Source organism: Streptomyces hilarionis, assembly GCF_024539675.1.
Taxonomy (GTDB): domain Bacteria; phylum Actinomycetota; class Actinomycetes; order Streptomycetales; family Streptomycetaceae; genus Streptomyces; species Streptomyces hilarionis.
The window spans coordinates 1-9,765 of record NZ_JAHHIT010000230.1; the positions used below are offsets into that span (position 1 = coordinate 1).

General features: G+C 71.9%; 8 protein-coding genes. 7 read left to right on the plus strand and 1 reads right to left on the minus strand.

Translation table 11 applies throughout. From position 1 onward, the window contains the following. Window positions 1-341 precede the first annotated feature (341 nt). The 6 genes from KMS84_RS35905 to KMS84_RS35930 all read left to right on the plus strand — a co-directional run bounded on the left by KMS84_RS35905 (window position 342) and on the right by KMS84_RS35930 (window position 6,771). Window positions 342-1,553, plus strand: coding sequence for a pyridoxal phosphate-dependent aminotransferase (locus KMS84_RS35905; RefSeq protein WP_256920726.1), 1,212 nt, complete (start codon window positions 342-344; stop codon window positions 1,551-1,553). Window positions 1,554-1,643: 90 nt separating this feature from the next. Beyond that, window positions 1,644-2,087 (plus strand): SCO4983 family protein, encoded by a 444-nt coding sequence (locus KMS84_RS35910; RefSeq protein ID WP_256920727.1) that lies wholly within the window; start codon window positions 1,644-1,646, stop codon window positions 2,085-2,087. Between the two features lie 262 nt (window positions 2,088-2,349). Continuing rightward, window positions 2,350-3,414 carry a substrate-binding domain-containing protein gene (locus tag KMS84_RS35915; protein ID WP_256920728.1) on the plus strand — a complete coding sequence of 355 codons (1,065 nt, stop codon included), beginning with the start codon at window positions 2,350-2,352 and terminating at the stop codon, window positions 3,412-3,414. Between the two features lie 12 nt (window positions 3,415-3,426). Beyond that, window positions 3,427-4,608 carry a toxic anion resistance protein gene (locus tag KMS84_RS35920; protein WP_256920729.1) on the plus strand — a complete coding sequence of 394 codons (1,182 nt, stop codon included), beginning with the start codon at window positions 3,427-3,429 and terminating at the stop codon, window positions 4,606-4,608. Next, window positions 4,605-6,182: a vWA domain-containing protein gene (locus KMS84_RS35925; protein WP_256920730.1), complete on the plus strand. Its 1,578-nt coding sequence runs from the start codon at window positions 4,605-4,607 to the stop codon at window positions 6,180-6,182. The genes KMS84_RS35920 and KMS84_RS35925 overlap by 4 nt, the downstream gene beginning before the upstream one ends. Continuing rightward, a complete protein-coding gene (locus tag KMS84_RS35930; RefSeq protein WP_256920731.1) occupies window positions 6,169-6,771 on the plus strand; it encodes a hypothetical protein in 603 nt (200 codons plus the stop codon). Before KMS84_RS35925 ends, KMS84_RS35930 begins: the two co-directional genes overlap by 14 nt. Before the next feature lie 119 nt (window positions 6,772-6,890). On the opposite strand, the gene KMS84_RS35935 is transcribed toward KMS84_RS35930, so the two are convergent. Further along, window positions 6,891-8,714 (minus strand): phosphoenolpyruvate carboxykinase (GTP), encoded by a 1,824-nt coding sequence (locus tag KMS84_RS35935; protein ID WP_256920732.1) that lies wholly within the window; start codon window positions 8,712-8,714, stop codon window positions 6,891-6,893. 316 nt (window positions 8,715-9,030) lie between these two features. Here KMS84_RS35935 and trhA point away from each other — a divergent pair, with 316 nt between their 5' ends. Beyond that, window positions 9,031-9,744, plus strand: a complete 714-nt coding sequence (gene trhA, locus KMS84_RS35940; protein WP_256920733.1) for a PAQR family membrane homeostasis protein TrhA — start codon at window positions 9,031-9,033, stop codon at window positions 9,742-9,744. Window positions 9,745-9,765: the final 21 nt, after the last annotated feature.

A 9,765-nucleotide genomic window follows, 5' to 3' on the forward strand; every position in this document is an offset into this window, starting at 1 on the left:
GGCGCGGCGGCGGTCCGCCCGTCCGCCCGTCGCCGCGGGCGGCTCGACCGGGGGCAGCCGCTGGGTCTCGTCGTAGGCGCTCTCCCACCCGTGGGCCGCCGCCGGATCGGCGTACCGCTCGTACGGGGCCGGGTCCGTCGCCGCGTACGGGTGGTACACGTTCGGCCTCACCCGGGACGCGTCTTCTTCACCTGGCCTGGACATGACCCGGGATTCTAGGGACTGGCGTGACGCCTGGGACAGCGGCCGGTGGCACCGGGGGCGATAACGCACCAAATCACCCGTCTCGCGTGGCGGAAAACACGCCCCACGGAGCGTGACCGGGCCGTAAGCTCCCAGACATGCAGGTGATCCAGTCGACCAAGCTCGCCAACGTCTGTTACGAGATCCGGGGCCCGGTTCTCGAGGAGGCGATGCGCCTGGAGGCGGCCGGCCACCGCATCCTCAAGCTGAACACCGGCAACCCGGCCGCCTTCGGCTTCGACTGCCCGCCGGAGATCCTGGAGGACATCCTCCGCAACGTCTCCACGGCGCACGGCTACGGCGACGCCAAGGGCCTGCTGGCCGCGCGCAGGGCCGTCGTGATGCACAACCAGACGCTCGGCATCGAGACGGACGTCGAGCACGTCTTCATCGGCAACGGCGTCTCCGAGCTGATCGTCATGGCGATGCAGGGCCTGCTGGACGACGGCGACGAGGTCCTGGTCCCCGCTCCGGACTACCCGCTGTGGACCGCCGCCGTGTCGCTCTCCGGCGGCACCGCCGTGCACTACCGGTGCGACGAGCAGGCGGACTGGATGCCGGACCTCGCCGACGTCGAGCGCAAGGTCACCGACCGCACCAAGGCGATCGTCATCATCAACCCGAACAACCCCACGGGCGCGGTGTACGACGAGGCGATGGTGCGGGGGCTGACCGACATCGCCCGCCGCCACAACCTCCTGGTCTGCTCGGACGAGATCTACGACAAGATCCTCTACGACGGCGCCGTGCACACCCCGACCGCCAAGGTCGCCCCGGACCTGCTCACCCTCACCTTCAACGGCATGTCGAAGGCCTACCGGGTGGCCGGCTACCGGGTGGGCTGGATGGCGATCTCCGGGCCGCGCGCGCACGCCGACTCCTACATCGAGGGCCTGACGATCCTGGCGAACATGCGCCTGTGCGCGAACATGCCGGGCCAGCACGGGGTGGTGGCCGCGCTCAGCGGACGCCAGACGATCGACGACCTGGTGCTGCCGGGCGGGCGGCTGAAGGAGCAGCTGGACACGGCGTACGAGCTGCTGACGCAGATCCCGGGCGTGACGTGCGTACGGCCGAAGGGGGCGCTGTACCTGTTCCCGCGCCTGGACCCGGCCGTCTTCAAGATCAAGGACGACCGGCGGATGGTCCTGGACCTGCTGCGCCGGGAGAAGATCATGGTCGTCCAGGGCACCGGCTTCAACTGGCCCGAGCCCGACCACTTCCGGGTCGTCACCCTCCCCTCGGCGACGGACCTGCGGGACGCGGTGGGGCGGATCGCGCGCTTCCTGGACGGCTACAGCCAGCCCTAAACCCCGTTCCGGCGGCAACTTCAAGAGATTCGCTACTTTAGACGAAATCCAAGCTAGGATGGTTTCCTGACAGCACAGGAGGCCATCCTCATGTACGAGCCGATCCGCACCCCCGCCTCCCGTGGGTCCGTCCCCACCACGACGGCCGACACGCCCGCGGACTTCCCCCACCGTTCCCGCGAGGAAGAGCTGGACATCCAGCTCGCGGGTCATCTCGCGGCACTGCTCGCCGTCACCGACGAACTGCGCGCGACGGCTCCCTCGGCCGACCTGGACACCGCGGCCGCACGGCTCGCGCAGCAGGTCGCCCGACTGCGGGGCGGCCGGACGCCGGTCCGCGCGCCCCTCGCCGCCGCCCCCCCGGACAAGCCGCGCCCCACGGCCGCGCACGAGCGGGCGCACGCCCTCGCCGGCCGCGCCCTGCTGGTCGCCGCCTCCCGCGCGGACACCTCTGCGGCGATCCTGGCGGCCCAGCGCATGGACGCGCACGCCGCCGCGCTGGTCGGGACCGGCGAACTGAGCGCCACCGGCTGACCCCTCCCCCGGGGTCCCTGAACGGCCCCGGTCCGCGTGCACCCGCAGCGACGCGCGGACCGGGCGCCACTTTTCTCCCCACCCGTGGACCGTGGAGGCCGCCGACGTCCGGCGGTACGGGAGGGCGGGCGACCGCACGGAGTGACCCCGCCGCGGGGCGCAAGGGGAATCCCCGGCTCCCGTTGAGTTCCGGGGCACCCCCTTCACCCCCCGTTCACCCGGTCCACCCGGGAACGTGGGGTTCCGCGAGCACGCTCCCCCCGTGAGACGAATCGCAGGAATCGTCCTCGCGGTGCTGCTGATGACGGGCGTGGTGGTCGCCGTCGTCGCGGGCCGCAGCGAAGGGGACAAGGGCACGGCAACGAAGACCGTGCGGATGGTGATCGGGTCGGAGAAGGCGGAGTTCTTCGCCGACCCGGACGTGGTGAAGGCCCTGGCCGCCAAGGGTTACACCGTCAGCGCCGAGACCTCCGGGTCCTGGGCCATGGAGGGACTGGACCTCAAGGGCTACGACCTCGCCTTCCCCTCCAGCCAGGCGCCCGCCGCCGAACTCGCCGCGAAGTACGCAGTGCGGGGGACCCTCCCGCGCCCCTTCTACTCGCCGCTCGTCGTCGTGGCGCACAAGAACGCCGCGGGCGTGCTCGCGGGGAACGGTCTGGCCATCCTGGACGCCGAGCACCGCGGCACGCTGAGGATGGCCGCCTACCTGGCCGCGGCCCGCGCGGACCGCACCTGGCAGCAGCTCAAGGGCGCCTCCCGGTACGGGGAGTTGACCGGGACGCTCTATCTGTCCAGCACCGACCCGGAGACCTCCAGCTCGGGCGCGCTGTATCTGGCCGCCGCGTCCTGTGTGGCGAACGCCGGCAAGGTGGTCGCGAGCGACGCCGAGGTGGCGCGGACCGCGCCCCTGCTGCACAAGCTGGTCAGCGTCCAGGGCGCCCAGCAGTCCAGCACGGACGCGGCCTTCCGGGACTTCGTCAGCGGCGCGGGCAACCCGCTCGTCCTGGTCTACGAGTCGCAGGTCGCCTCGCTCCTGGCGAACGGCCGGCAGCCCGACGACCTGGTGGTGCTCTACCCGGACACCACCGTCGACAGCGACCACACCGCCGTGCCGCTCACCGAGGACGGCGCCGCGCTCGCCCGGCTCCTGTCCACGGACCCGGCGCTGCGCGGGCTGGAGGTCCGGCACGGCTTCCGCCCGCAGGGCGTCACCGCCGAGTTCGCCTCGGCCGCCACCTACCTGAAGCAGCGACTGACCGGCGTCCGCCAGGCGCCCGTGCCCACCTCCGCGGTGCTGCACGAGCTGGCGCGACGGGCGCGCGGATAGGGGGAACCACACATGTCCGACGACACCTCCCGCTCCACCCTCACGCTCACCCCGCCCGAGGCCGTGGCCGCCGTGCCGCGCGAGAAGGCCGGCGGACTCGTCCCCGTGGAGGAGTCCGTCCGCGCCGACATGGCCGCCAGGGCCGCCGCGTACGTCGAGGGGCTCGCCGCGCTCGACGCCCGTTCGCCCGAGTTCGCGGGCAAGGTCGGCGAGATCACCGCCCTGGGCGCCGGTGACATGCGCACGGCCGCCGCACAGTCCAACCGCATGCTGGAACGCACCGTCAGGAGCCTGCCGGACAAGGGCGGGGACGCCCAGTCGAAGGTCGCCGGCTCGCTCGTGGAACTGCGGCGGGTGGTCGAGGACCTGGACCCGCGCGATCTGCCGGCGTCCAGGGGGCGCAGGTTCCTGTCCCGGCTGCCCGGCGGGAACAGGCTGCGCGACCACGTCGCCAGGTACGCGTCCGCCCAGGGCACCTTGAACAGGATCGTGGGCTCGCTGCGCGGCGGGCAGGACGAACTGCGCCGCGACAACGCAGCGTTGCAGACCGAGCGGGTGCGGCTCTGGGAGACCATGGGCAAGCTCCAGGAGTACGTGGTGCTGACCGAGGCCCTGGACGCGGCCGTCGAGCGGCAGGTCGCCGACGCCGGGGCCACCGACCCGGAGCGGGCCGACGGGCTGCGGGCCGACGTCCTGTTCCCGGTCCGGCAGAAGCACCAGGACCTCCTCACCCAGCTCGCGGTGTGCGCGCAGGGCTACCTCGCCATGGACGTCGTGCGCCGCAACAACGAGGAGCTGATCAAGGGCGTCGACCGGGCCGCCACCACCACGGTGTCCGCGCTGCGCATCTCGGTCATGCTGGCGGCCGCGCTCGACCACCAGAAGAAGGTGATCGAGCAGGTGGACGCCTTGCGCGGAACCACGGAGGACCTCATCCGGGGCAACGCGGAGATGCTCGCGACGCAGAGCGGGGAGATCCAGCGCATCGCCGCCGACCCGGCCGTCGGCGCGGAGACCCTGCGCGCCGCGTTCCAGCAGATCTACCGCACCCTCGACGCCATCGACGTCTACAAGGCGCAGGCGACCGAGGCGATGGCGCTCACCGTGGAGAACCTGACGGCCGAGCTCCAGCAGGCCGGCTCCTACCTGGACCGCAGCCGCTCGCGGGGCGCCCTGGAAGGCGGTCCCGCATGAGGCCCGGCACGAGAGCCCGCACCGAGCCCGCCCGCCGGCCCCGCCGGAGCCTTCTGGCGCTGACGGCCCTCGCCCTGCTGCTGACCGCCTGCTCGGCCGAGGACGACCGGGGCGAGGACCCCACCGCCCCCCGGCCCGGCACGCTCCGGGTCCTCGCCTCCAGCGAGCTCGCCGACATGACGCCCGTGCTGGAACAGGTCCGCGCGGACACCGGCGTCACGGTCCGGCCCACCTACACGGGCACCCTCGACGCCGTGAACCTGCTGGCGAGCGGCCGCGCCGACGCGAGGTACGACGCGGTGTGGCTGTCCTCGGGCGCCTCTCTGCGGCTGCGCCCCGAGGCGGCGAGGAAGGTCGTCTCGGAGACCCCGATCATGTCCAGCCCGGTGGCCGTCGGCGTGCGGACCACGGCACTGGACGCCCTCGGCTGGAAGGCCGGCCAGGTCACCTGGACGCAGGTCGAGGAGGCGGTCCGCGGCGGCCGGCTCACCTACGGCATGACCGACCCGGCCCGCTCGAACTCCGGTTTCGCGACGCTGATCTCGGTCGCCTCGGCGCTCTCGGGAGCCCAGTCGGCGCTGACCGACGCCGACGTCGCGAAGGCCGCCCCCAGGCTCCGGAAGTTCTTCAAGGGGCAGCGGCTGACCTCGGGTTCGTCGGGCTGGCTGGCGAGCGCGTACGCGCGCCACCCGGACGTCGACGCGCTGCTCACCTACGAGTCCGTGCTGAAGGGCCTCCCGGGGATGACGGTGATCCGCCCGACGGACGGCGTCGTCACGGCCGACTACCCGCTCGCCTCCCTCGCCGCCACCGACGCCACGACCCGCGCGAACGTCGAACGGGTCACCACGGCCCTGCGCACGCCGGCCGTCCAGCGCCTGATCACGGCCCGCACCCACCGCCGCCCGGTCGTCGCCTCGGTGGCCCCGGCGGCCGGTCTGGACACCGCGCGCCGCCGCGAACTGCCCTTCCCCGGCAGCCGTTCCGTCGCCGACGGACTCCTCGACGCCTACGAGAACGAGCTGCGCCGCCCCTCGCGGACGGTGTACGTCCTGGACACCTCCGGCTCGATGAAGGGCGACCGGCTGAGCCGGCTGAAGAACGCCCTCACCGACCTGACCGGCGACTTCCGCGACCGCGAGGAGGTGACGCTGATGCCGTTCGGCTCGGACGTGAAGAGCGTCGCCACCCATGTCGTCCGCCCCGCCGACCCGCGCGCCGGGCTCGCCGCGATCCGCGCCGACGCCGACGGGCTCCGGGCCGAGGGCGGGACCGCGATCTACACCTCGTTGGAGAAGGCCTACGACCACCTGGGCTCCGGCCGGGACGCCTTCACCTCCATCGTGCTGATGACGGACGGCGAGAACACCGAGGGCGACGACGCCGACGACTTCGACGCCTTCTACCGGCGGCTCCCCGGCGAACGGCGGGACATCCCCGTCTTCGCCGTCCTCTTCGGCGACTCCGACCGCGCGCAGTTGCAGCACATCGCCGACCTGACCGGCGGCCGGCTCTTCGACGCCAGGAAGGGCTCGCTGGACGGCGCCTTCAAGGAGATCCGTGGCTACCAGTAGGTTCGTCCGGTATCTGGAGTCCCGCAAGAACATCGCGGGCAGCGCCTGCGGTCTGGTGGGCCTGGCGCTGACGTTCACGGGGCTCGCCGGCCCGCTGTGGCCCGCGGTCGTCGCCGGCCTGTACGGCGTGGGCGCGCTGCTCGCCCCGCCGGAGCGGCCGCCGCTGCCCGCCTTCCCGGACCCGTCGGCCCAGCTGGACGAGGTGCGCGAGGACTTCGAGCGGCTCGGCGGCTATCTCGCGGAGGTCGACCTGCCCCCGGCCGCCGCCGGTCGCCTCACCGAGCTCACCGGGCTGCTGGCCGCGCTGCTGGAGCCCGGCTGGGTCGGGGAGCTCCTCGCCCGCGACCCGGACGGCGTCCACGCCCTGTCCCGCACGGTCCGCCAGGATCTGCCCGAGGCCGTCGACAGCTTCGTGCGGGCGCGCTGGTGGACGCGGATGGCCCCCGGGCAGGAGCCGCCGGAGCGGCATCTGGAACGCCAGTTGACGCTGTTGCAGGAGGAGGCCGAGCAGCTGACGGCCGGGCTCCGCGAGATCGGGGCGCGGCGGCAGGAGACGCACACCCGCTACCTGGAGGACAGGAACCGGTAGGGACGGGCCCATGGCCGCGTACGCCGTTGTACGCGGCTCGCCGGTTCGCACCGCGGCCGGCCGTGACGATCACTGGTCAGGGCACATCCGTGCCGGCCGCGGAGTCTTCGGGGCGGGACTCAGCCCAGGCGCTGCACCAGCGCGCGGTACTCGTCCCACAGCTCCTTCGGGGTGTGGTCGCCAAAGGTGTTGAGGTGCTCGGGCACCAGGGCGGCCTCCTCGCGCCAGATCTCCTTGTCGACGGTGAGGAGGAAGTCGAGGTCCTCGTCGGCGAGGTCGAGGCCCTTGGTGTCGAGGGCGTCCTTCGTCGGCAGGATCCCGATGGGGGTCTCGACGCCCTCGGCACGGCCGTCCAGGCGCTCCACGATCCACTTCAGGACGCGGCTGTTCTCGCCGAAGCCCGGCCACACGAACTTGCCCGCGTCGTTCTTGCGGAACCAGTTGACGTAGTAGATCTTCGGCAGCTTCGCCTGGTCCTTGTCCTTGGCGACGTCGACCCAGTGGCCCATGTAGTCGCCCATGTTGTAGCCGCAGAACGGCAGCATGGCGAAGGGGTCGCGGCGCAGCTCGCCGACCTTGCCCTCGGCGGCGGCGGTCTTCTCGCTGGCCACGTTGGCGCCGAGGAAGACGCCGTGGTTCCAGTCGAAGGACTCCGTCACCAGCGGGACCGCGCTCGCGCGCCGGCCGCCGAAGAGGATCGCGGAGATCGGCACGCCCCGCGGGCTCTCCCACTCGGGCGCGATGATCGGGCACTGGGCGGCGGGGGTGGTGAAGCGGGCGTTGGGGTGCGCGGCCGGGACGCCGGACTCGGGCGTCCAGTCGTTGCCCTTCCAGTCGGTGAGGTGGGCCGGCGTCTCCTCCGTCATGCCCTCCCACCACACGTCGTTGTCGTCGGTGAGCGCGACGTTGGTGAAGACCGAGTTGCCCCACAGCGTCTTCATCGCGTTGGCGTTGGTGTGCTCGCCGGTGCCGGGCGCGACGCCGAAGAAACCGGCCTCGGGGTTGATGGCGTACAGGCGGCCGTCCTCGCCGAAGCGCATCCAGGCGATGTCGTCGCCGATGGTCTCGACGGTCCACCCGGAGATCGTCGGCTCCAGCATGGCGAGGTTGGTCTTGCCGCAGGCGCTCGGGAAGGCGGCGGCCACGTACTTGGACTCACCGGTGGGCGGGGTGAGCTTGAGGATCAGCATGTGCTCGGCGAGCCAGCCCTCGTCGCGCGCCATGACGGACGCGATGCGCAGGGCGTAGCACTTCTTGCCGAGCAGGGCGTTGCCGCCGTAGCCCGAGCCGTAGGACCAGATCTCGCGGCTCTCGGGGAAGTGCGAGATGTACTTGGTGGAGTTGCACGGCCACGGAACGTCGGCCTCGCCCTCGGCCAGCGGCGCTCCGAGCGTGTGCACGGCACGCACGAAGAACCCGTCGGAGCCGAGTTCGTCCAGCACCGGCTGTCCCATGCGGGTCATGGTGCGCATGGAGACGGCGACGTAGGCGGAGTCGGTGATCTCGACGCCGATGGCGGAGAGGTCGGAGCCGAGCGGGCCCATGCAGAACGGGACCACGTACATGGTGCGCCCGCGCATCGAGCCGCGGAACAGGCCCTTCTCGCCGGCGAAGATCTCCCGCATCTCGGCGGGGGCCTTCCAGTGGTTGGTCGGGCCCGCGTCCTCCTCCTTCTCGGAGCAGATGAAGGTGCGGTCCTCGACGCGCGCGACGTCGGTGGGGTCGGAGGCGGCGTAGTAGGAGTTGGGGCGCTTGACCGGGTCGAGCCTCTTGAAGGTGCCCTTCTCGACGAGCTCCCCGCACAGGCGCTCGTACTCGGCCTCGGATCCGTCACACCAGACCACGTTGTCCGGCTGGGTCAGTTCGGCGATCTCGTTCACCCAGGAGACGAGTTCCTGGTGGTCGGTGGGGATGACGGGGGGAGCCGCGATGTCGCGCGCCACGATTGCTCCTAAAAGAGGGATTTTTTGTTGGAGGCCCCGTGGGGGCTGCGACCCGGATGCTTCTCGGTGGTGACCTTGGGCGCTCATCCGGTGTCGACCGCACTCATTTGATCATCCGATGGTACCGCCCATATGTCCAGAGGGCCTCACAGGTGAGCGGAGTGAGGATGGCCACGTGTAGAGCGGTCACTTTGCGTCCACTTGACGTTCAGCCGAGCGTCCGTTGACCGAACTCCCCTGAGACGCCCGCCACTCCCGGCCCCGCGCCGCGCTTCCACGAGCCGTGGCCTACGGGCGCGTAGGTACGATTGAGTGCATGACAGCGCCCGTTCCCGACGCGCCCACGGACGCCCCGGCCGCCGGCCGCGGCCCCGTGGCGCTCTCCCTGCCGCATCCGGTCAAGCCCAAGCTCCGCGGCTGGCTGCACCTCGGAATGTTCCCGGCCGCCCTCATCGCGGGTCTGGTGCTCACGGCCTTCGCCGACTCCACCCGCGGCCGCGTCGCCTGCGGCGTCTACGCCCTCAGCGCCTGCCTGCTGTTCGGCGTCAGCGCCCTGTACCACCGCGGCGACTGGAGCCCGCGCATGGACCGCGTCCTGCGCAGGCTCGACCACGCCAACATCTTCCTGATCATCGCGGGCACCTACACCCCGCTCGCCCTGCTGCTCCTGCCCAGCTCCACCGGCCGGTGGCTGCTGTGGGGCATCTGGGCGGCCGCGCTCGCCGGGATCGCCTTCCGCGTCTTCTGGGTCGGCGCCCCGCGCTGGCTCTACACGCCCTGCTACATCGCGATGGGCTGGGCGGCCGTCTTCTTCCTGCCGGACTTCATGCGCACCGGCGGCGTCGCGGTGATGATCCTGGTGATCGTCGGCGGGCTCCTCTACAGCGCGGGGGGCGTGATCTACGGGATCAAGCGCCCCAACCCCTCCCCCCGCTGGTTCGGCTTCCACGAGGTGTTCCACTCCCTCACGCTCGCCGCCTTCGTCGTGCACTACGTCGGCATCTCCCTGGTGGCCTACCAGCACGGATGACCCGACGGCGCCCCCCCGCCC

Coding starts and splice junctions, on each gene's coding strand:
- KMS84_RS35905 (WP_256920726.1), top strand. CDS start 342: ATGCAGGTGATCCAGTCGACCAAGCTCGCCAACGTCTGTTACGAGATC.
- KMS84_RS35910 (WP_256920727.1), top strand. CDS start 1,644: ATGTACGAGCCGATCCGCACCCCCGCCTCCCGTGGGTCCGTCCCCACC.
- KMS84_RS35920 (WP_256920729.1), top strand. CDS start 3,427: ATGTCCGACGACACCTCCCGCTCCACCCTCACGCTCACCCCGCCCGAG.
- KMS84_RS35925 (WP_256920730.1), top strand. CDS start 4,605: ATGAGGCCCGGCACGAGAGCCCGCACCGAGCCCGCCCGCCGGCCCCGC.
- trhA (WP_256920733.1), top strand. CDS start 9,031: ATGACAGCGCCCGTTCCCGACGCGCCCACGGACGCCCCGGCCGCCGGC.